We start from the raw sequence: 21,294 nt of genomic DNA on the forward strand, positions 1-21,294 counted from the left end.
GGTAAATTCTCAAAGTAAGTTCTAGTTTCAGACATTCTAGAAGTTAGTCTGAGAAAACTGCATCAAACCAACAGAATTTAGTCTCAGACTAAGTTCTGTTTTTGACTAAAAATGTTGATAATAGTGAGTTTTATGCTTGAAAATGTTGAAAAAAGAGTACACTAAAGTTACTGGCTCTGAGACGTCTCAAAGTAAGTTCTAGCTATCTGGAATTTTGGATGGGACAAGTTCCTTTCTATTTTGAAATTATTTTTATGATAAAAACGAGCGATTACTTATCTAATAATCGAGGTGATTGGCTGACATTCTCAGGGTCAATTTTAGATATACCCAAAAGTGTTGCCAATTCTTCACCGTAGGTAAACGTAAAGAGTTCATAAGCCGATTTTCCGTTGAAAGCAGCTCGTTTGACGCTGTTGACATGCGAACAAACCAGGTTGATGTCTTCCTGTGTCAAGTTGTCAAACGAACTTCCTTTAGGAAGAATGTCTCTGATAAGTGTGTGGTTTTTCTCAATTCTCCCTTTCTGGTCAGAACGATTTGGGTCACAGAAGAAGAGTTTAGATTCTCTACGAACATCCATTTCGATATCGTCTACTCTAGCGAATTCACCACCATTGTCGGTCAGAATGACAGGGAATAGTTCGCAGAAGCTCATCTCTTTCTGATGCAGGTTGTTCTTGATAGCGTAGAGGTGTTTAGCGACCTCATTAGCTGTTTTATTATCCAGTAATCGAGCGAAGATAAAGTTACAGAAGGAGAGGTTAAAGGTGAGCAGTACCTTTCCGCCGATACGTCCAGTAACGGTGTCCATTTCCAGCCAATAGCTGATGCCTTCTTTTGTGAGAAAGCGTTGGAAGTCCTCGTAGGATCGTCCTTCTCTGGCAGATTTAGGAATGGGTTGGAGGTTTCTGGTTCTCCGTTTTCTAAATTTCACGACACGTGGGAAATCAATGGTTTTTGTGGAAAGATAGCCTTTTTCAAGGTATCGGTAGATAGAAGCTCTGGATGCCGAAAGTTCATTTGAGGCGATGATGTGGTTGAGGTGTTGTCCTTTTTTGATGGCAGAAGAGACAATTTCGTCCATGCGATAGAATTCTTCCTTGTTTAGGGCAACACCTGTTCTCGACTCTGAGAGCTTAGCTTCATAATCAAGCTGAGCTCTTTTTGCGTAGTAGAACTGTTTCTGGTATCCGCAGTTGCTTCTCTTTTTCGGACAGGCATTACAAACGTAGGGAGCCTTTTTGAGTAGAGGGCAGGTCTCACAATTGGAGGTACTAGAGTTCTCTTTTATCAGCCTATTTCTCCGAACTTCTTTTGAGATTGTGGACGGGTCTTTTCCTAGCTTAGTAGCGATAGCCGAGAAGGGCTTAAGTTGTTCAATTCCTATTTGAATATCGTTGCGATCAGAGAGAGTTAAGTGTTTGTTTTTCATTGTCGGTTACCAACTTGTCCCATAGTAAGTTCTACCTTATTTCTTTGTCTCATTCTAGTTTCCAGTTTTTAAGACAGACTAGAACTTACTTTGGGAATTTACTATAAGAAAATATTTTCTGAAAAGGAGGCTCTGTCTAAAAAATATTTTTTGCCTGTGGTATAATAAGAAGGATATTTCTAGAATGAGGTCTTTGAAGTGAAAAAAAGAAAGAACAAGCCTTTGGAACACGATGGAAATTTTATTTCCCTTCGTTTAAATATTTTATTTTCTATCGTGATTTTCCTTTTCCTAGTTTTGATATTGCGTCTGGCAGATATGCAGATCATCAATCATGATTTTTATAGTAATAAGCTGTCTACTGCCAGTCAGAAAATCATCAGCAATGGCTCTATCCGTGGGCAGATTTACGATGCGCAGGGAAAACCTTTGGTTGAAAACGAGATTCAGCAGGTCGTCTCCTTCACACGTCCCAACAAGATGTCTGCTCAGGAAATGAAAGAAGTAGCTAATAAACTCTTGCAGTGGGTCAATGTTTCAGGCGTAACAATTACTCAACGTGATAAGGCTGATTATTATTTGGCAGATGAAGAGGTTTATCGTCAGGTAGTCGAGGCCTTGCCAAAAGATAAAAAATACGATTCCGATGGTAACTACTTGAGCGAATCAACAATTTATTCGAATGCAGTTGATAGTATCCCTGCCGAAGCATTACAATATTCTGAGAAAGACAATAAAGCGATTGAACTGTTCAAGCAGATGAATAGCGCTACTTACTTCTCTACTGTTAATTTGGTAACGGATACTCTGACTTCTGAACAGGTTGCTCATATCGTAGCCAATGAAAGTCAACTTCCAGGTATTTCAACGACCAATAACTGGCAACGGACGATTTTACCAACTTCCCTCAGCTCCATTATCGGTACAGTAACGAGTGAACAGGCTGGTTTGCCTGCAGAAGATGCAGAATACTATCTATCCAAGGGCTACTCTTCAAATGACCGTGTGGGAACTGCCTACCTCGAGAAACAATATGAAGAAGTCTTGCAAGGTCAACGTGAGAAAAAACAAATAAACCTGGATAGAAATGGAAATATCGAAAGTATTGAGACAATCCAAGAAGGGCAGCAGGGAAATAATATTAAACTGACTATTGATTTAGCCTTTCAAGATGGGGTCAATGCTATTTTGAAAAAATACTTTGAAAGTGAGCTAGCTACTGGTAGTGCGCTTTACTCGGAAGGTGTTTATGCAGTTGCATTAAATCCTTCTACAGGTGCAGTGCTTGCTATGTCAGGATATAGTCACGAAAAAGGCTCAAGTACTATTACGGAGGATGCTCTTGGTACGATTACAAGTGTCTTTACACCAGGTTCCATCGTCAAAGGAGCGACAATTAGCTCTGGTTGGGAAAATGGAGTTATCAGTGGTAATCAGGTTCAATTAGATGAACCAATCTATTTTGCAGGTTCAGCTCCAATTACCTCTTGGTATGGGGCCTATGGTAGTTTTAATATTGATGTGACAGAGGCTCTAGAATATTCTTCTAACGTCTACATGGTTAAAATTGCTTTGGGACTACTTGGTCAGACCTACTCAGCTAACATGTATTTGAATGATGGTGATACATTGAAAAACGCCATGACTAAGCTTCGTTCGACTTTTGCAGAATATGGTCTTGGTGCTTCTACAGGTATTGACCTTCCACTCGAATCTACAGGATTTTTACCAGATAAGTATACGACAGCCAACTTTATTACCAACGCTTTTGGACAGTTTGATAACTATACACCGATGCAGATGGCACAGTATGCAGCGACCATTGCGAATAATGGGACACGGATTTCTCCTCACCTCGTTGAGGGAATTTATGGGAATAATGCCCAAGGTGGTTTGGGAGAATTAATTGAGACCGTATCTGGTAAGGAGATGAATCAGGTTAATATCTCCGCTGAGGATATGTCTCTTCTTCGTCAAGGTTTCTACCAAGTTGTCAATGGCGGTGGGCGCTTTAATACAGGTAGTGCTATCGGTCGTGGTGCGACCGTGACCATCAGTGCCAAGACTGGTACAGCCGAAACCTATACAACAACAGCTTCAGGAGATGTGGTTACTGCGATCAACACCAACGTTGTTGCCTACGCGCCTAGTGATAATCCTCAAATTGCGGTAGCAGTTGTCCTACCAAATTTGACCAATCAAAGTTCAACAACTACTAAAACAATTACTCAAGAAATTATCAATTTATATCAATCACTTCACCCAATGAACTAAGGAGGCTTATGCTTTACCCTACACCTATTGCCAAGTTAATTGATAGTTATTCTAAATTGCCAGGTATCGGTATAAAAACGGCTACCCGTTTAGCTTTTTATACTATTGGCATGGAGGATGATGTCGTTAATGAATTTGCTAAAAATTTATTGGCAGCTAAGCGAGACCTATCTTATTGCTCCGTTTGTGGTAATCTGACAGATCAGGACCCCTGTGCCATTTGCCAGGACTCAACGCGAGACCAATCTACTATTTTGATTGTAGAGGATAGTCGAGATGTTACAGCTTTGGAAAATATTCAAGAATACCACGGTCTTTATCATGTCTTGCATGGCTTGATTTCTCCTATGAATGGTATCGGACCAGATGATATTAATTTGAAAACCCTCCTCACTCGCCTGATGGACAATGAGGTTACAGAAGTTATTGTGGCGACCAATGCAACAGCAGATGGAGAGGCTACATCTATGTATATCTCACGTGTCCTCAAACCTGCGGGAATCAAAGTAACCCGACTAGCTCGTGGCTTAGCGGTAGGCAGTGATATTGAATATGCAGATGAAGTGACCCTGTTGAGGGCTATTGAAAACCGCACAGAGCTATAGCTGTTCTGTAGTTAGATACGTTCCTAATTTTAAGATAGGATAGATATGATTTGTTAAATTATGCTATACTAAGAGTAATAGCGTTGATACAGGAAGGAAAATATATGTCAAAAGAAACCTTGATTTTACTATATGGTGGGCGTTCTGCAGAGCGTGAGGTATCCGTTCTGTCTGCCGAAAGCGTCATGCGTGCCATCAATTATGATAAATTTTTTGTCAAAACCTATTTCATCACACAAACTGGGGACTTTATAAAGACGCAAGAGTTTTCTCAAACACCGTCTGCCGATGAAAAACTCATGACAAACGCGACAATTGTTGAAGAGCAAAAAATCCGTCCGAGCGATATTTATGAAGAAAAGGCAGTCGTTTTTCCTGTTCTTCATGGACCAATGGGAGAAGACGGGTCAATTCAAGGCTTCTTGGAAGTTCTCCGTATGCCGTATGTTGGTACCAATATCTTGTCTTCCAGCGTTGCTATGGACAAAATCACTACCAAGCGTGTTCTTGAATCAGCAGGAATCTCCCAAGTACCTTATGTGGCAGTTATCGAGGGTGAAAATATCGACGATAAGATTGCAGAGATTGAAGGAAAATTGACTTATCCGGTCTTTGTAAAACCAGCTAATATGGGGTCAAGTGTCGGTATCTCAAAAGCTGAGGATTTAGCTGGCTTGCGTAAGGCGCTTGATTTGGCCTTCAAGTATGACAGCCGTGTCCTCGTTGAGCAGGGAGTTAATGCGCGTGAGATTGAGGTTGGTCTTTTGGGAAATGCTGACGTGAAAACGACACTTCCTGGCGAAGTAGTCAAAGACGTTGCTTTTTATGACTACGATGCCAAATACATCGACAACAAAATCACCATGGAAATCCCAGCTAAGATTGATGAGTCTATCATGGATACCATGCGGGACAATGCTGCCAAGGCCTTCCGTGCTATCGGTGGTTGTGGTCTTTCTCGCTGTGATTTCTTCCTGACTGAAGACGGACACATCTTCCTGAATGAGCTCAACACCATGCCAGGATTTACCCAGTGGTCTATGTATCCACTCCTTTGGGATAATATGGGCTTGGTTTATCCAGATTTGATTGAAGAGCTTGTTCGTTTGGCCAAGGAAATGTTTGAAAAACGGGAAAGTCATTTGATTTAATGAGAATGAAAAAGATTGGAAAATTTCCAATCTTTTTCTAGTTCACATTCTTGCAAAGGTTTGCAAAAAAGAATAGAATGGTTTCAAGTATGTGGAGGTGTTTATGTATCAAACGACAGTAAAAGGGGAAGGTCTGTTTCAGGCTCTTTCTCAAGGTTATGGAGAACCAGTACGTACCTTTGGGGTGACGGAGAAGGGTGAGACTCCGGTTAGTCTAGTTAATATTGGCTTAGCTGCCTGTATCACCATGTGTGTGCAGGGCTATTATGCCAGTCAAGAAGGCAACAAAACCATGCCTGTTCAGGTGGAGAGTCGCTTGGACAATCAGCGTTTTGAAGTGTTGATTGGAATTGGAGAGTCGGTTTCAGCGCAAAAGCAGAAAGAGATTCTTGCCTATGTGGAAAAGAAATGTAAAGTCAAAGCTCTTTTGAGGGAAGACTTGAAGTTTGAGACAAGTTTTTATGTCTTAGAAAGTGTGGAGTAGATGTTTTTAGCAATTGAAGAAATGCGACAAGGTTTATGAGATGAAAGATGGTGTCCTCACTCAAGTTCGATAAAAAGTGGTATAATAGAAAGATGCTGGGTAAATAAATCAGTCCACTTTTCAAAGTTTGAGTCAACATCTCAGCGCAGTGGTTGATTGGCAGATTTGTTCGTGTATCACACTCTAAATCTGACCTAACTACTGATGCGAACTGTGTTCGCTTTATTTCCAACCTCAAACTGTCTCCCAGACAGTTTGAGCTGTGCGGGGGTGGGAGTAAAATAGTCCAGTGGACTATTTTAGCCCGAAGCTACTTGTTTGAAAATGAGGGGAACTCTTCTTTGAATGTTTGAGTTCTTTCCCGCTCCCTTTTTAGTTTATTGGAGAAAACAATGAAATTAACCCTACATGAAGTCGCTCAGATCTTGGGCGCAAAAAATGATATTAGTCTTTATCCCGATACAGCACTCAACAAGGTCGAGTTCGATAGCCGGCTCGTCACAACTGGGGACCTCTTTGTTCCACTTAAGGGAGCGCGTGACGGTCATGACTTTATTCCTGTGGCTTTTGAAAATGGCTGCGCGGTAACCCTGTCTGAAGTCAGCCTTGATGTTCCCCACATCTTAGTAGATGACTGCTTGGCTGCGCTACAAAAATTAGCGGCCTACTACCTAGAGAAAACTGGGGTAGAAGTCATTGCTGTGACAGGCTCAAACGGTAAAACGACCACCAAGGACATGATTCACGATGTTCTGGCGACGACTTACAAGACTTACAAGACACAAGGCAACTATAACAACGAAATTGGTCTGCCTTACACCGTCCTCCATATGCCTGACGATACAGAAAAACTGGTATTGGAAATGGGCCAAGACCACTTGGGCGACATCCATCTCCTGTCTGAAATTGCCAAACCAAGTCTATCAGTTATTACCCTTTTTGGAGAAGCCCATCTGGAATTTTTTGGTTCACGAGAAGAAATTGCCAAAGGGAAGTTACAGATTGCGGATGGAATGACAGCTGGTAGTAAGCTTCTGATCCCAGCAGATCCGATTGCGGATAAGCTCTTGCCAAGCCATGTAGAACTCATTCGCTTCGGTGAGCAGGCTGATTTGCAGGTGACCAGTCTGGTCGAGTCAAAAGATAACCTGACCTTCACCGTCAACTTTATGGACGGCGACATTTTTCTCCCAGTAACGGGCAAGTACAATGCCACCAATGCTATGGTAGCAAGCTATGTGGGCAAGACCTTGGGTGTGCCTGATGAGGCAATCAAGTCAGCCCTAGCCAGTCTTAACTTGACCCGCAACCGCACCGAGTGGAAGAAGGCGGCAAATGGAGCAGATATTCTCAGCGATGTCTACAACGCCAACCCAACGGCTATGCGCTTGATTTTGGAAACCTTCTCTAGTATTCCAGCCAATGAAGGCGGCAAGAAAATCGCCGTTTTAGCAGACATGAAAGAACTGGGTAGCCAGTCCGTCAATCTCCACAATCAAATGATTCTTAGCCTGTCGCCCGATGTGCTAGACACCGTTATTTTCTATGGTCAAGATATTGAAGGCTTGGCTCAGTTGGCTAGTCAGATGTTCCCGATTGGAAAAGTCTATTTCTTTAGGAAAAATGCAGAGCAGGATCAATTTGAAGACCTGGTAAAACAGATTAGGGAAAGTCTAGGGAAAGAGGACCAAATCCTCTTTAAAGGCTCTAATTCTATGAAACTTGGAAAAGTGGTGGAAGCGTTAGAAAAATAGGAGAAATAGAATTGAATCCTAGATGAATTGTTTCAAAATGAAGATATTCAACCACATTTAATATATAAAGCAATAAAGGCAAAAGACTATCTTTTAGATGAAGGTCAAGTCTCGCATATGATTTATCTTGTAGAGTCAGGTGCATTGAGGTTGTGGCATAACCATGACGGAAAAGACATCACTATTCAGTTTTTCTTTGAGGGAGATTCGGTTTCGTCTCTTGAAAGTTTTTTAACGAAGACAGAAAGTATTTACAGTCTTCAAGCGATTGAAGATACTGTGGTTTATTGCCTAAATTGGCAGCTATTTGAAACATTTTTACTAGAACACCCAGAGTATTATCCCTCTTTGACAATACTTTTAAGTCAGAAAATGATTAAATACAACCATCTTTTTCTGTCACGAATAAAAAACTCACCTGAGCAACGATTTTTAGAATTAGTTCAAGAAAAATCTGACCTATTATGGAGAGTTCCAGATATTTATTTATCTTCTTATCTAGGAATAACTCCTGTATCACTTTCTAGAATAAAAAAACGACTGACTTAACATTTGTTAATGTCGGTCTTTTTAGATTGTAATATACTGGTTGTACCTTGAATGATAAACAAGGAACAATATAAAAACAGAGGAGAAATTTCAATGAAAACAACAATTGTCTATAACCATCCCTATGAAAAATCATATAATCACGCTATTTTAGAAGCCAGTATAGCTGGTGCTCAAAAGGCGGGTAGTCAAGTGCAGGTTATTGATTTAGATGCAGAAAAGTTTAATCCTGTGATGACTAGTGAAGATTTGCTCGGATTTGTGAAACATCAGCAGGTTGATCCACAAGCCCAAGCCTATTCAAAGCATATCGGAGAATCAGATCATCTCATCTTGATTTTTCCAATCTGGTGGGAGTTGATGCCAGCGATGATGAAAGGCTTCATTGACAAAGTTATTTTTCCAGGAGCATTTTACGACTACAAAGCAAATGGCTATAGTATGCAGGCACGTCACGAGAAGCTAAAAACTATCACCATAATCACAACTATGAATACCCCTAAATTTTTGTATCAACTAATTTATGGGAATGCCATCAAAAATGCGTTAATCAAGGGAACATTTCAGAAGACAGGTTACAAAGATGTGAAATGGATGAGTTATAACATGGTAAAAATGGTTGATGATAGAAAGAGAAAATCTTGGCTAGAGCAGATTGAAAAACGGATTTATCAACGTATTCAACAGTGATAAGTCAATCCTCTTCAAAGGCTCCAACTCCATGACTCTTGGAAAAGTGGTGGAAGCAATAGAAAAGTAGAGAGGTGAGACCTCTCTTTTTTAGCAAGTCTTGTCAAAATACCGAAAAGTTGATATACTGATTCCTGGGGAAAGAAAGGAATTTAATAAGATGAGTGATTTTTTTAGTAATCAGATTTCTGAAGCACCGAACTTGGACGTATTGGAACATCTGTTTCTCATGATTATTTGGTTTTTCATGCTCTATCTTTGTTTTCGTTGTTACCAAAAGAGATGGTTTCATACTGTTTTTTGGTGGCTTCAATTTATACAGATTGTCTCCCTCTATACTTGGTATATTATGGCTGATTTTTCTATTTCTGAGAGTCTTCCTTTTTATCATTGTCGCTTGGCTATGCTCTTTATTCTTTGGGCTAAGCCCGGACCTCTGAAACGTTATTTTGCTTATCTCGGTCTTTTCGGATCGCTTTCGGCCTTTATTCATCCGGTATTTGATCCATTTGCTTTCCCGCATCTAACCTTCTTTACTTTTGTTATTGGCCACTACGCCTTGACTGTTAATTGTATGTTGTACCTGTTATCTGATTTAGAAGGGGAGATGTTGAAAGGAAAAGAGGTGGCGAAATATACGCTTATTATGAATATGCTGATTCTAGGAGTAGCTCTTTTAACTGGCGGAAATTATGGATTTTTGAGACAGGCACCTTTAGTGAATACTAATAATCTTCCTTTGAATTTCTTCTTGGTAACCTGTCTGCTCTGTTTCTCTATTTTGAGTATACAAGCTATGGTGATTACTTATTTGAAAAAAGAAAGCAGACAAATGGATTCGCAGATACTGAAAAAATAAGACTTGAAAATTGCTTTCAAGTCTTATTTTTAGCGTTTAAATGCGCCTTGTTTGTAGCTAATCCAGAAAAAGACAGGGATAAAAATAAGCATTAATCCAGAATAGATTGGCAATGTGTGACTGTTTAGGGGGTGGATTTCAATCAGACCATGTAGGAAATGGGAGCTGATGAAGAAACCGAAAACGGAATAAATAATAAGAGCCAGTCGAGCTTTTGTCAGTGGCAAACAGGCACGAATGACAGCCAGTAGACCTGTTGAACCAAGAACATAATAAGAGAGGGTTTGTATGTCATGCAAGTTTAAGTATCCAAAGACTTGCATTAAATGGAAAATAAGGACACTGAGAACAACCATGAGAGCATTTGGTAGAGCTAAGAGAAGAGATTTTCTGAGAAAATGTTTTTCTACGGGGCGGATATTTCGTTCAAAAGTTAGGATAAAAGGAGGAAAACCTTCAACAAATTGACCAATGAGGGTCATTTGTATCTGAATAAATGGGAAAACTAACAAATATTCTGCTTTACCAAGGGTGATACTAGCGATACAGATAAGGCCAAGTAAGAAAGAGTAGATTGTTTTGATAAGAAAGATGGGAGCAATGTGGGAGATGTTATTAACAACGCGTCGTCCCTCAAAGAGAATCTCAGGAATATCGCGAAATTCAGAATCTAGGAGGACTAGATTAGCGATTTGTCTGGTAGCGGGATCGCCTTCTGCCATAACAATGGAACAATCAGCTTCGCGTAGTGCAAGAATATCATTGACCCCGTCACCGGTCATTGCAGTAGTATGTCCCTGTGCTTTGAGAGTTTGGATGAGCAATTTTTTCTGATGTGGGGATACGCGACCGAAAATGGCGGTTGTTTCAGCTCTGGCAATTAGTTCTTCGTCGTCAACTTTGGAACAATCGATATAGCTATCGTAGTCAGCAAATCCAGCTTCCTTAGCAATGTGTGAGACCGTCACAGGATTGTCACCAGAGATTATTTTTAGTATCACTTCTTGCGAGCGAAGATAGGCTAGTGTTTCTGCGGCATCTTCTCGGATTGGGTCGGCAATTTCTAATAGAGCTAGAGGTTCAATATTCTCAGGTAGCTGATTTTGAGAAGAAGGAAGGGACTGTTGGCTAAGCGCAAGAATCAGGACACGGGAACCACGAGCCTGTGCCTCATAAACAGAAGGAGGATTTTGTGTTAGCAACATTTCTGGTGCCCCTAGAAAAATGCGACCAATGTTTTCTATTGTCATTGCTCCCCATTTTCTATCACTAGAAAATGGAATGATGTGACTAGCTTTATAGTGGTGCTCTAAATCACCATATTCTTTTCGAATGGCCTGAGCTGTTGAATTAGTATCCTCACTTGTCTGGATATAGGTAGCGAGTATCTGTTGGATAGTGTCAAGTGAATAATGGTTGGTTAAGGGGATCAGGTTTTCGACGGTCATTTTCCCCTGAGTAATCGTTCCGGTCTTATCCAAACAAAGAACATCAACTCGGGCAAGTGTTTCGACGGAATACATTTCTTGTACGAGGACATTTTTCATTCCCAGTTTGATAACGGCAGTTAAGAGAGAAGTGATGGTTAGCAGAGCAATTCCCTTTGGTAACATACCTAGTAGGGCAGTAGAGCTGGTAATAACTGAGTCTTTTAAGGGAAGAAGTTTGATGAAAAAGGCTTCTAGAAAAAGAGCGAGTCCGAATGGAATGATAATTTTTCCTGTAAATTTAGCAATTTTATCCATATTGTAAAGAATACGAGAGACGATAGGTTTGTGAGTTTTCGCCTCAAGCATGAGTTTATTGGCATAGTTTTCTGCGCCAACATGGATGACTTTTGCATAAATCTGTCCGCTAACTAGATAGCTACCAGACAATAATTCAGCCCCATTATTTTTCACAATCAAGTCGCTTTCACCAGTTAACATAGCCTCGTTTGCCTCGGCTATACCTTCTAAAACAATAGCATCACTAGGAACTTGTTCGCCAGCAGACAGCAAGAGAACATCATCTAAGACAATATCTTCTGGTGCAATAGAGATTGTCTCGCCGTCGCGAACAACTCGGATAAAATCCTTGTTCATCAGGTTGAGTTTGTCAATCATTCGTCGTGCCCGCCATTCTGTCAGCATTCCTGAAACAGCGTTGAGGACAATAACTCCGAAGAAGAAAAGGTTGGACCATGCCTGAACAGCTAGTAAGGCTAAGAAAATGGCAAAATTGAGTGCGTTAAAAGATGTAAACACATTTCGTCTGAAGATTTCCCAATTACTGGCGCTGGTCTTTGTCTTAAAATGATTGGTTTGCTGGTTTTGAATACGTTCTTGTACTTCCTTGGTTGATAAACCTTTTATTTTTTTGTTCATTATTTTATCTTTCTTTTTCTAGTATATAGAATACATCTCATACTTATTGTAACATATTTATAATACAACAGTATAGGTCTGTAGACCTATTCTTCAATAGTTTGAAAAATTCCCTTATTTCCGATATAATAAGAGAGTTGTCTAGTAAAGAATAAGGATGATTCCAATGTAAATCGAATAAGATAAGAGCTCAGCTCTGCTATGAATCAAAATACAAAAAAATGAAAAGGAAGCATTATGTCACTACAAGAAGAAATCAAGAAACGCCGCACCTTTGCGATCATCTCTCACCCGGACGCGGGTAAAACAACCATTACCGAGCAGTTGCTCTACTTTGGAGGTGAGATTCGTGAAGCAGGTACGGTCAAGGGGAAAAAGACTGGTAACTTTGCCAAGTCTGACTGGATGGATATTGAGAAACAACGTGGTATCTCTGTTACCTCCTCTGTTATGCAGTTTGACTACGCAGGCAAGCGGGTCAATATCTTGGATACACCAGGGCACGAGGACTTCTCAGAAGATACTTATCGTACCTTGATGGCGGTGGATGCGGCTGTCATGGTGGTGGACTCTGCTAAAGGTATCGAGGCCCAGACCAAAAAGCTCTTTGAGGTTGTGAAGCACCGCAACATTCCTGTTTTCACTTTTATCAACAAGTTGGACCGTGATGGTCGTGAGCCACTTGATTTATTGCAGGAGTTGGAAGAAGTCTTGGGTATTGCCAGCTATCCAATGAATTGGCCAATCGGTATGGGGAAATCTTTCGAGGGTCTCTATGACCTCCATAACAAACGCTTAGAACTCTATCGAGGTGATGAGCGCTTTGCAAGCTTGGACGAGGGTGACAAGCTCTTTGGTTCTAACCCCTTTTATGCACAAGTTCTGGATGATATTGAACTTTTGGCGGAAGCTGGGAATGAATTTTCAGAGCAGGCGATTTTGGACGGCGATTTGACACCTGTTTTCTTCGGCTCAGCCCTGACAAACTTTGGTGTGCAGACCTTCCTTGACACCTTCTTGGAGTTTGCTCCAGAGCCACATGGTCACAAGACAACGACAGGGGATGTCATTGACCCGCTCAACAAAGATTTTTCAGGCTTTGTTTTCAAAATCCAAGCCAACATGGACCCGCGTCACCGCGACCGCATTGCCTTTGTCCGTGTGGTTTCGGGTGAATTTGAACGCGGTATGGCAGTTAACCTGCCTCGTACAGGCAAGGGAGCCAAGTTGTCCAACGTGACCCAGTTCATGGCCGAATCCCGTGAGAATGTGGAAAATGCAGTAGCGGGTGACATTATCGGGGTTTACGATACGGGGACCTATCAGGTAGGGGATACCTTGACCGTAGGCAAGAACAAGTTTGAATTTGAACCGCTACCGACCTTTACCCCTGAAATTTTCATGAAAGTTTCTGCTAAAAACGTCATGAAACAAAAATCCTTCCACAAGGGAATCGAGCAACTGGTGCAAGAAGGGGCTATTCAGCTTTACAAGAACTACCAGACTGGCGAGTATATGCTGGGTGCCGTTGGTCAGCTCCAGTTTGAAGTTTTCAAACACCGCATGGAAGGTGAGTACAATGCCGAGGTAGTTATGACCCCGATGGGTAAAAAGACAGTCCGCTGGATCAAGCCAGAAGATTTGGATGAACGGATGTCCTCAAGCCGTAACATCTTGGCCAAAGACCGCTTTGACCAACCCGTCTTCCTCTTTGAAAACGACTTTGCCCTCCGCTGGTTCGCGGACAAATATCCTGATGTGGAGTTGGAGGAGAAGATGTAGAAAAGGTCCAGTGAACCTTTTCTAGTGGTAGATGAGAGCTGATGGTAATCAGTTTACCTTGATAAAGATAACTATAAAAGGATATGATAGAATACATGAAGCTGGGCAAGACATCATAGATGTCTTGCCCAGCTTCATTTTTAAAAGGTGTAATCTTTCAGAATCTCAATAGACTCAATTTTTACATCTGTTTTAGGTTTATCGCTATCATCTGTTTCGACGGAAGCGATTTTATCCACGATGTCCATCCCTTCAATGACTTGACCAAATACGGTATGCTTGCCATCTAAGTTTGGGTTGCCTCCGTTTTTATAAGCATCAATGATTTTACCAGGATAGCTAGAACTAGAGAGTTGACTAGACATGTCTGTTGTATTTTGGTTGATGAAAAACTGACTTCCATTTGTTCCTGCACCAGCATTTGCCATAGAAAGTGAGCCACGAATGTTATAAAGGAAAGCTGAAATCTCGTCTTTAAAACCATTTCCAGCATCGATAGTAGTATCTTTTCCAGCCCAGATAGACTCTCCACCAGTACCATTTCCAAGAGGATCGCCACCTTGAATCATGAAATCCTTAATGACACGATGGAAGATCGTTCCATTATAGTATCCTTCCTTGGCATGGGTCAGAAAGTTTTCCACAGTTAATGGAGCTTGCTCGGGGAAGAGTTTTATAGTGATGTCGCCCTCGGTTGTTTTTATTTTAAGAGCAGCCTCATTTTCACCAATTTCATTGGAAAGTTGTGGGAATGTAGCTTTAGGATTGTTAATGGCGTATGCCAAATCTTTGGCATATTGGCTAGAAGCAGTTGTATCAGCTGTCGTAGTCGAGCTTGAACTAGAGCTAGATGCTGTAGAAGATGAGCTATTAGCTGTCGAGTTGTTTGTGCAGGCAGTTAGCAAGATGCTCGAAGCTAGAGCAAGAGCTAGTATTTTTTTCATTGAAAATCCTTTCTTGTCTTGTTCAAAATTATGCTCATTCTACCATGAAATATGGATTTTTTCAATTTTTATCTAGTATAAAAAGTGTATCCAATTCAACAATATGATATACTATATTTACAAATGTGAAAAGGAGAATAATGATGTTTGAGAACTTGTTTGCCCCAGATGGAAGCCTAGTATGGCATATGGCCCTTTTCTACAGTTTTTCCGCGATTATATTAGCGACGGTTTGTTTCCATATTATTAAAAATTTTATGGAATGGCACCATAACAATCAGGCCCCAAAAGAATCCTACAGGGCCAAGCTTGTCTCAAAGCGAACTCATGTTTTTGGTAACGAAGTAGCACGAACCAATTATTATGTAACGTTTGAATGGGAGGGAAGACGGCAGGAGTTCCGTGTACGCTCATACGAGTATGCCCTCTTGGCAGAGGGAGATGTAGGCAGCCTGCATTTTCAGGGGACTCGCTTCCTAGGTTTTGAACGGCTTTAAGAGTCGTTTTTCTTTTGAAAATATCCCTACCTAGTGTATAATGGTCTGAACAGATATTCGTACAACACAAAAGAGGTATTTAAAATGATTCAATCAATCGGACAGGTTATGCTGTATGTCAATAATCCTGAAGCAGCTGCAAAATTCTGGAATGAAAAAGTTGGCTTTGAGCGTGTAGAACGCCAAGAACAAGGTCCGCAAGTTTCTTATGTTATCGCGCCAAAAGTAGATAGCGATGTTCAATTTGTTCTTCATGATAAGGCAGCAGTTGCTGAAATGCATCCAGAGATGTTTCTTGGTATTCCATCCATCTTGATGGCATCTGCAGATGTTGAAAAAACCTACCAAGAATTTATCGAACGCGGTGTCAATGCAAACCCAGTTATGGATCTTGGATTTATGAAAACTTTCAACTTTAGTGACGAAGAAGGCAACTATTACGCAGTACAAGAGGTAAAATAAATGTCAATTCAGAATCGGATTGAAGAAATGTACAAAGACCATGAGGTCAAGCCCTATATTTCCCCTGAACGTGACCTGGCGGCCTGGCTTTTGGAGGCAAAGCCCGTTCCCAAACGCAATATGATTCGGCTAGAAGAAGGTCTGCTGGCAGGGGACATTATCCTCCTCTGGCGTGTCAATTTTGGCACTTTTACAACTACGACGCCCTATTCCAAGTATTTTGAGTACATCTACGGCATCAATGGCCCTGCCCACATGGAAAAGTTATTGGCGGAAGGCTATGTTTATTTAGAGTCAGCCTTTGATTCGCTGGACCACATCACCTCCACTGCCAAGAAGAATATCCTCAAGGCAGAAGGCGTGACCGGTCTTTCCAAGATGAAGGCGGCCGACCTCGACACTGCCCTCAAGGACCACTTGACAGAAGAAAAACTAGCTCCCTACTTTGCTGTTCGTGGTTATGCCCTGACGGAAAAAGGCAGAGCTGCTCTGGATAATCACCCAGAAGTTATTGACAAACACCCAAAGAAGAAGATGTAGACTGGCAAGGCTGGTCTATTTTTTCTCCCATGAAAATTCTTCCCAATTATGATAAAATAAAGAGATTGAGAAAGTTGAGGTATCTATGAGAAAGACAAGTAAAAAAGGAAAGGCTACGAGGCGACCAACCAAGGCAGAATTAGCACAGCAAGAACGTGTTAAAAATATCACCCTTCGAGTATTGGGGCTTTTATTCATTGCCTTTGCAGCCAGTCGCCTAGGAGTGTTTGGAGTGACCAGCTACAATATTTTCCGGCTATTATTTGGTAGTCTGGCCTATCTATTATTGGCAGGTGCGTTTATCTACCTTCTTATTCCCAAAGTCTTACGCGAAAGAGAAGGGACCATATCGGGCTTCTGGCTAATTGTTATCGGGTTATTAATTGAATTTCAGGCTTATTTAGACTGGACCTATCAAGGGAGTGACCTATTCGGTCATACTCTAAAATTGGCCTTGTCAGACCTAGCTAAGTTTCAGGTAACAGCATTTCTAGGCGGAGGGATGATTGGAAGTATCTTCTATCTGCCAGTCTCCTTCCTCTTTGCAAATGTCGGTTCCTTCTTCATCGGTCTTCTAGTGATAGCATTTGGTATCTTTTTTGTAAGCCCATGGTCTGTTTATGATGTTGCCGATGGCTTGGCGGTTGCCAAAGATAAGTTGGCGGAGACGCAGGTAAAAAGAGCAGAGCTTCGAACACAGAAGAAAGCAGAACGAGAAGAAAAACGTCAGCAAGAATTAGCTCGTCTAGAAGAGGAACGCCTTCGTCTAGAGGAAGAGGAAGAGTCAGCTCGGGCTTTGGCACTGGTAGATAGACATGTCGATTTAGAAACAGGTGAAATCCTAGAAGAAGAGCCTGTTCAAGTACCGATTATTTCAGAATATGACCACTTAGACATAGAAGATGAATTTCCTATTATGTTGGCAGAAGATGACCAACCAGCACAATCAAACTCGGCAAGCCAGGATTCTGAAACAAATGAGTTTGAGAAGGACGAGGCAGATGTGCAGATTGATTTCAAGCCTAAGCAGAGACTAGCATATAAACTTCCGTCCATAGACTTATTTGCTCCTATAAAAGCTAAGAGTCAGTCCAATGAAAAACGGATTGTTCGCCAGAATATTAAAGTTTTAGAAGACACCTTTGCCAGTTTTGGAATCAAGGTGGTGGTTGAGCGTGCTGAGATTGGACCATCGGTAACCAAGTATGAGGTCAAACCAGCAGTCGGCGTCCGAGTCAATCGGATTTCTAACCTAGCTGATGATTTGGCTCTAGCTCTTGCGGCTAAAGATGTCCGTATTGAAGCTCCTATCCCAGGAAAATCTCTGGTCGGTATTGAAGTTCCAAACTCCGAAGTGGCTACAGTACCTTTCCGTGAGCTCTGGGAACAATCTAAAACAGACCCAGACAAGCTTCTGGAAATTCCTCTCGGTAAGGCTGTAAATGGCTCCGTCCGTTCCTTTAACCTAGCACGTATGCCCCATCTATTGGTGGCTGGTTCAACTGGTTCAGGGAAGTCTGTTGCTGTCAACGGTATCATCTCTTCAATTCTCATGAAAGCTGGTCCAGACCAAGTTAAGTTCATGATGATTGACCCCAAAATGGTCGAATTATCGGTCTATAATGATATTCCCCACCTCTTGATTCCCGTTGTGACCAACCCACGCAAGGCTGCTCGAGCTCTTCAAAAAGTAGTGGATGAAATGGAGAAACGCTATGAGTTGTTTAGCCAAATTGGTGTCCGAAACTTAGAAGGTTATAATGCGAAGGTCGAAGAATTTAATAGCCGTTCAGAAGAGAAACAGATTCCTCTTCCTCTCATTGTGGTAATCGTAGATGAGTTAGCAGACTTGATGATGGTAGCCAGCAAGGAAGTGGAAGATGCCATTATTCGCTTGGGACAGAAGGCTCGTGCAGCAGGTATCCACATGATTCTTGCTACCCAGCGACCATCTGTTGATGTTATTTCAGGTTTGATTAAAGCCAATGTACCATCTCGTATCGCCTTTGCCGTATCAAGCGGTACAGACAGTCGGACGATTCTAGATGAAAACGGTGCTGAAAAACTCTTGGGTCGCGGTGACATGCTCTTTAAACCGATTGATGAAAACCATCCAGTCCGCTTGCAAGGTTCCTTTATATCCGATGATGATGTAGAAGCAATAGTTGGCTTTATCAAGGATCAGGCAGATGCAGATTATGATGAATCCTTTGATCCAGGTGAAGTGGCAGAAGGTGATGGCGATGCAGGTTTTGGTGATGCTGGAGGAGATCCACTTTTCAACGAAGCACGTGCCTTGGTAGTTGAGACACAAAAAGCCAGCGCCTCTATGATTCAACGACGCTTGTCTGTTGGTTTTAACAGGGCAACACGCCTCATGGAAGAGCTAGAAGCAGCGGGTGTCATTGGTCCAGCTGAAGGAACAAAACCTAGAAAGGTATTGGAAACACAATAATGAAATTTGATGCAGTTCATCATATTGCAATTATCGGTAGTGACTATGACAAAACAAGAGAATTTTATGTTGAAAAACTAGGCTTTGAACAGGTGGATGAACATATTCGCCCAGAAAAAAATGATATTCTCTTCAATGTCAAAAAAGGCAATCTGATTTTGGAAATCTTCATCAAACCAGATGCGCCAATGCGTCCGGCCATGCCCAATCCTGAACATACAGGTCTACGCCATCTAGCCTTCCAGGTTGTAGATGTGGAAGCCTGTCTGGAAGAGTTTGACCGTATAGGCATCCGACATGAAGTCCTGCGAACAGATGATTTTGATGGTAAAAAAATGGCTTTCTTCTTTGATCCAGATGGTCTCCCTCTAGAAATTCATGAATAAGTCCATCTTTTTATGCCCAGAGAGGCCTATCAATATGACAACTAAATTAATACTCTTAGAAAATCAAAATCATACGCTGTTGACTTGATTTGATGAAGGTCAGTTCTATCTATAGTCATTTGAATTAACTTTGATACATCGTCACTTTCGGCTTGCCGTACTCTGCAGAAGTGACTTGCTTTGCAAGTTATATCTCCAACCTAGCACAGCCATTAGGCTGTGCTAGCAACCTGCACCTCAGTTCCTTGTCTGAAAGCTAATTCATTCGACTATACATCTACGTCGCCTTGTCTGATTTAGTATAAAAAAAGAATCCCCACTGCGCCTGCAATGGGGATTTATTATGCCATCTATGAAAGGATGGATGATTTTAGGATTTTAAAGTGAAGACCGCAATAACCAAAGCTAGGTACATCAAAAAGGTCAAGATAAAACTAGCTCGCCAGAAAACCTTGAAGAAACGGCGATATAAAAAATTCTTTTTCTTTAAAAGGAAGAAACCACAAAGACCAATCGCCAGTAGTGAGAGGGCTAGGACAAGCTGAGGCAACAGACTGTTATAGTAGGCCTTGTCCGAAATCAGATAAAATTCAATTGCATAGAGAGGAAAGGCAATGTCTGCAAAGTTCCATCCTCGGTTTTGCAACCTAAAAAACTTGACAGCAATTATCGAAATGGCCAAGGTTAGAAAGATAAATAGAAAGGCTACTATTTTTAAAAATATAATAGATTCAAACATACATTCATTCTATAAAAAATGTGAAAAAAAGTAAACCTAAAGCTTGCATTTCTTTGAAATTCGTGTATAATGAAAAGGTATGTGTAAAACACATATTTGTGGGAGGTAAAAATCTTTAATTACCGCCAAAACCACAATAGGAGGATTTTATATCATGGCTAAAAAAGTCGAAAAACTCGTAAAACTTCAAATTCCTGCAGGTAAAGCTACTCCAGCTCCACCAGTCGGACCAGCACTTGGTCAAGCAGGTATCAACATCATGGGATTCACAAAAGAGTTTAACGCTCGTACAGCTGACCAAGCTGGCATGATCATCCCAGTAGTTATCTCTGTGTATGAAGATAAATCATTCACTTTCATCACTAAAACACCACCAGCTGCTGTTCTTTTGAAAAAAGCTGCAGGTGTTGAAAAAGGTTCAGGTACACCAAACAAAACTAAAGTTGCAACAGTTACTCGTGCACAAGTACAAGAAATTGCTGAAACTAAAATGCCTGACTTGAACGCTGCATCTCTTGAAGCTGCAATGCGTATGATCGAAGGTACTGCTCGTTCTATGGGATTCACTGTTACTGACTAAGTAGCACCCAAGATTATCTGATTACAAGGAGACATATAACATGGCTAAAAAAAGCAAAAACTTGCGTGCTGCTCTTGAAAAAATCGACAGCACAAAACTTTACAGCGTAGAAGAAGCTGTTGCTCTTGCAAAAGAAACTAACTTCGCTAAATTTGATGCGTCAGTTGAAGTTGCTTACAACTTGAACATCGACGTACGTAAAGCTGATCAACAAATCCGTGGTGCAATGGTATTGCCAAACGGTACTGGTAAAACTTCACGCGTTCTTGTTTTCGCACGTGGTGCTAAAGCAGAAGAAGCAAAAGCTGCTGGTGCAGACTTTGTTGGTGAAGATGACCTCGTTGCTAAAATCAACGGTGGTTGGTTGGACTTCGACGTTGTTATCGCAACTCCAGATATGATGGCAGTTGTTGGACGTCTTGGTCGTGTACTTGGTCCACGTAACTTGATGCCAAACCCTAAAACTGGTACAGTAACAATGGATGTTGCTAAAGCAGTTGAAGAGTCTAAAGGTGGTAAAATCACTTACCGTGCTGACAAAGCAGGTATCGTACAAGCTCTTATCGGTAAAGTATCATTTGACGCTGACAAACTCGTTGAAAACTTCAAAGCTTTCCACGATGTAATGGCTAAAGCTAAACCAGCTACAGCTAAAGGTACTTACATGACTTCAGTATCAATCACAACAACACAAGGTGTTGGTATCAAAGTTGATCCTAACTCACTTTAATCAATAGAAAGA

The 21,294-nt window shown here is 41.3% G+C and carries 20 protein-coding genes; 16 read left to right on the forward strand and 4 right to left on the reverse strand.

Annotated features, from left to right (window positions below; genetic code table 11):
- Positions 1-271 precede the first annotated feature (271 nt).
- Positions 272-1,435, reverse strand: coding sequence for an IS30 family transposase (locus ODU39_RS08065; RefSeq protein WP_398580207.1), 1,164 nt, complete (start codon positions 1,433-1,435; stop codon positions 272-274).
- Between the two features lie 198 nt (positions 1,436-1,633).
- Between ODU39_RS08065 and pbp2b the strand changes: the two genes are divergently transcribed.
- From pbp2b to ODU39_RS08105, 8 genes are all read left to right on the forward strand, one after another.
- Positions 1,634-3,709, forward strand: coding sequence for a penicillin-binding protein PBP2B (pbp2b, locus tag ODU39_RS08070; RefSeq protein WP_398580208.1), 2,076 nt, complete (start codon positions 1,634-1,636; stop codon positions 3,707-3,709).
- Between the two features lie 8 nt (positions 3,710-3,717).
- On the forward strand, positions 3,718-4,314 hold the full coding sequence (gene recR, locus ODU39_RS08075; RefSeq protein WP_024386938.1) for a recombination mediator RecR: 597 nt from the start codon (positions 3,718-3,720) through the stop codon (positions 4,312-4,314).
- A gap of 104 nt (positions 4,315-4,418) precedes the next feature.
- The gene (locus ODU39_RS08080) at positions 4,419-5,465 is read left to right on the forward strand and encodes a D-alanine--D-alanine ligase (RefSeq protein ID WP_105256713.1); all 1,047 of its coding nucleotides are present in this window, start codon (positions 4,419-4,421) and stop codon (positions 5,463-5,465) included.
- 103 nt (positions 5,466-5,568) lie between these two features.
- Entirely contained in the window at positions 5,569-5,949 is a 381-nt protein-coding gene (locus ODU39_RS08085) for an OsmC family protein (RefSeq protein WP_105248782.1), read from the forward strand.
- Between the two features lie 392 nt (positions 5,950-6,341).
- Positions 6,342-7,703, forward strand: coding sequence for a UDP-N-acetylmuramoyl-tripeptide--D-alanyl-D-alanine ligase (murF, locus tag ODU39_RS08090; protein ID WP_398580209.1), 1,362 nt, complete (start codon positions 6,342-6,344; stop codon positions 7,701-7,703).
- Positions 7,704-7,730: 27 nt separating this feature from the next.
- Complete coding sequence (locus tag ODU39_RS08095; protein WP_202855276.1) at positions 7,731-8,252, forward strand: Crp/Fnr family transcriptional regulator; 522 nt, start codon at positions 7,731-7,733, stop codon at positions 8,250-8,252.
- A gap of 93 nt (positions 8,253-8,345) precedes the next feature.
- Entirely contained in the window at positions 8,346-8,942 is a 597-nt protein-coding gene (locus tag ODU39_RS08100; protein ID WP_044758252.1) for an NAD(P)H-dependent oxidoreductase, read from the forward strand.
- Positions 8,943-9,102: 160 nt separating this feature from the next.
- Positions 9,103-9,801, forward strand: coding sequence for a TIGR02206 family membrane protein (locus tag ODU39_RS08105; protein WP_105179016.1), 699 nt, complete (start codon positions 9,103-9,105; stop codon positions 9,799-9,801).
- Positions 9,802-9,830: 29 nt separating this feature from the next.
- Here ODU39_RS08105 and ODU39_RS08110 read toward each other — a convergent pair whose 3' ends face one another.
- On the reverse strand, positions 9,831-12,167 hold the full coding sequence (locus ODU39_RS08110; protein WP_398580210.1) for a cation-translocating P-type ATPase: 2,337 nt from the start codon (positions 12,165-12,167) through the stop codon (positions 9,831-9,833).
- Between the two features lie 237 nt (positions 12,168-12,404).
- Between ODU39_RS08110 and ODU39_RS08115 the strand changes: the two genes are divergently transcribed.
- Positions 12,405-13,949, forward strand: coding sequence for a peptide chain release factor 3 (locus ODU39_RS08115; protein WP_002935863.1), 1,545 nt, complete (start codon positions 12,405-12,407; stop codon positions 13,947-13,949).
- 140 nt (positions 13,950-14,089) lie between these two features.
- Here the strand turns inward: ODU39_RS08115 and ODU39_RS08120 are convergent, their stop codons facing one another.
- Entirely contained in the window at positions 14,090-14,893 is an 804-nt protein-coding gene (locus tag ODU39_RS08120; RefSeq protein ID WP_105256718.1) for a peptidylprolyl isomerase, read from the reverse strand.
- A 143-nt stretch (positions 14,894-15,036) separates the two neighbouring features.
- Between ODU39_RS08120 and ODU39_RS08125 the strand changes: the two genes are divergently transcribed.
- From ODU39_RS08125 to ODU39_RS08145, 5 genes are all read left to right on the forward strand, one after another.
- Positions 15,037-15,390 carry a DUF2500 domain-containing protein gene (locus tag ODU39_RS08125; RefSeq protein ID WP_398580211.1) on the forward strand — a complete coding sequence of 118 codons (354 nt, stop codon included), beginning with the start codon at positions 15,037-15,039 and terminating at the stop codon, positions 15,388-15,390.
- Positions 15,391-15,474: 84 nt separating this feature from the next.
- Entirely contained in the window at positions 15,475-15,852 is a 378-nt protein-coding gene (locus ODU39_RS08130; protein ID WP_024407510.1) for a VOC family protein, read from the forward strand.
- On the forward strand, positions 15,853-16,392 hold the full coding sequence (locus tag ODU39_RS08135) for a hypothetical protein (protein WP_074391522.1): 540 nt from the start codon (positions 15,853-15,855) through the stop codon (positions 16,390-16,392).
- 85 nt (positions 16,393-16,477) lie between these two features.
- Entirely contained in the window at positions 16,478-18,847 is a 2,370-nt protein-coding gene (locus tag ODU39_RS08140) for a DNA translocase FtsK (RefSeq protein ID WP_172061647.1), read from the forward strand.
- Positions 18,847-19,233 (forward strand): VOC family protein, encoded by a 387-nt coding sequence (locus ODU39_RS08145; protein ID WP_044763392.1) that lies wholly within the window; start codon positions 18,847-18,849, stop codon positions 19,231-19,233. The genes ODU39_RS08140 and ODU39_RS08145 overlap by 1 nt, the downstream gene beginning before the upstream one ends.
- A 370-nt stretch (positions 19,234-19,603) precedes the next feature.
- Here ODU39_RS08145 and ODU39_RS08150 read toward each other — a convergent pair whose 3' ends face one another.
- Positions 19,604-19,972, reverse strand: coding sequence for a DUF3397 domain-containing protein (locus ODU39_RS08150; RefSeq protein WP_004194874.1), 369 nt, complete (start codon positions 19,970-19,972; stop codon positions 19,604-19,606).
- A gap of 154 nt (positions 19,973-20,126) precedes the next feature.
- Between ODU39_RS08150 and rplK the strand changes: the two genes are divergently transcribed.
- Together rplK and rplA are read left to right on the forward strand one after the other, a co-directional pair.
- Positions 20,127-20,552: a 50S ribosomal protein L11 gene (gene rplK / locus ODU39_RS08155; RefSeq protein WP_002935890.1), complete on the forward strand. Its 426-nt coding sequence runs from the start codon at positions 20,127-20,129 to the stop codon at positions 20,550-20,552.
- 40 nt (positions 20,553-20,592) lie between these two features.
- Positions 20,593-21,282, forward strand: coding sequence for a 50S ribosomal protein L1 (rplA, locus tag ODU39_RS08160; protein ID WP_004194879.1), 690 nt, complete (start codon positions 20,593-20,595; stop codon positions 21,280-21,282).
- The last annotated feature ends 12 nt before the right edge of the window (positions 21,283-21,294 follow it).

It is taken from the genome of Streptococcus sp. 2021WUSS126, from assembly GCF_044427255.1.
In the GTDB taxonomy this organism is placed as follows: Bacteria; Bacillota; Bacilli; order Lactobacillales; family Streptococcaceae; genus Streptococcus; species Streptococcus hashimotonensis.

Excerpts from the sequence above, each read along its gene's own strand:
- ODU39_RS08065 (WP_398580207.1), bottom strand. The coding sequence starts at position 1,435 with ATGAAAAACAAACACTTAACTCTCTCTGATCGCAACGATATTCAAATA.
- recR (WP_024386938.1), top strand. The coding sequence starts at position 3,718 with ATGCTTTACCCTACACCTATTGCCAAGTTAATTGATAGTTATTCTAAA.
- ODU39_RS08080 (WP_105256713.1), top strand. The coding sequence starts at position 4,419 with ATGTCAAAAGAAACCTTGATTTTACTATATGGTGGGCGTTCTGCAGAG.
- ODU39_RS08085 (WP_105248782.1), top strand. The coding sequence starts at position 5,569 with ATGTATCAAACGACAGTAAAAGGGGAAGGTCTGTTTCAGGCTCTTTCT.
- murF (WP_398580209.1), top strand. The coding sequence starts at position 6,342 with ATGAAATTAACCCTACATGAAGTCGCTCAGATCTTGGGCGCAAAAAAT.
- ODU39_RS08100 (WP_044758252.1), top strand. The coding sequence starts at position 8,346 with ATGAAAACAACAATTGTCTATAACCATCCCTATGAAAAATCATATAAT.
- ODU39_RS08105 (WP_105179016.1), top strand. The coding sequence starts at position 9,103 with ATGAGTGATTTTTTTAGTAATCAGATTTCTGAAGCACCGAACTTGGAC.
- ODU39_RS08110 (WP_398580210.1), bottom strand. The coding sequence starts at position 12,167 with ATGAACAAAAAAATAAAAGGTTTATCAACCAAGGAAGTACAAGAACGT.
- ODU39_RS08115 (WP_002935863.1), top strand. The coding sequence starts at position 12,405 with ATGTCACTACAAGAAGAAATCAAGAAACGCCGCACCTTTGCGATCATC.
- ODU39_RS08120 (WP_105256718.1), bottom strand. The coding sequence starts at position 14,893 with ATGAAAAAAATACTAGCTCTTGCTCTAGCTTCGAGCATCTTGCTAACT.
- ODU39_RS08125 (WP_398580211.1), top strand. The coding sequence starts at position 15,037 with ATGTTTGAGAACTTGTTTGCCCCAGATGGAAGCCTAGTATGGCATATG.
- ODU39_RS08130 (WP_024407510.1), top strand. The coding sequence starts at position 15,475 with ATGATTCAATCAATCGGACAGGTTATGCTGTATGTCAATAATCCTGAA.
- ODU39_RS08135 (WP_074391522.1), top strand. The coding sequence starts at position 15,853 with ATGTCAATTCAGAATCGGATTGAAGAAATGTACAAAGACCATGAGGTC.
- ODU39_RS08140 (WP_172061647.1), top strand. The coding sequence starts at position 16,478 with ATGAGAAAGACAAGTAAAAAAGGAAAGGCTACGAGGCGACCAACCAAG.
- ODU39_RS08145 (WP_044763392.1), top strand. The coding sequence starts at position 18,847 with ATGAAATTTGATGCAGTTCATCATATTGCAATTATCGGTAGTGACTAT.
- ODU39_RS08150 (WP_004194874.1), bottom strand. The coding sequence starts at position 19,972 with ATGTTTGAATCTATTATATTTTTAAAAATAGTAGCCTTTCTATTTATC.
- rplK (WP_002935890.1), top strand. The coding sequence starts at position 20,127 with ATGGCTAAAAAAGTCGAAAAACTCGTAAAACTTCAAATTCCTGCAGGT.
- rplA (WP_004194879.1), top strand. The coding sequence starts at position 20,593 with ATGGCTAAAAAAAGCAAAAACTTGCGTGCTGCTCTTGAAAAAATCGAC.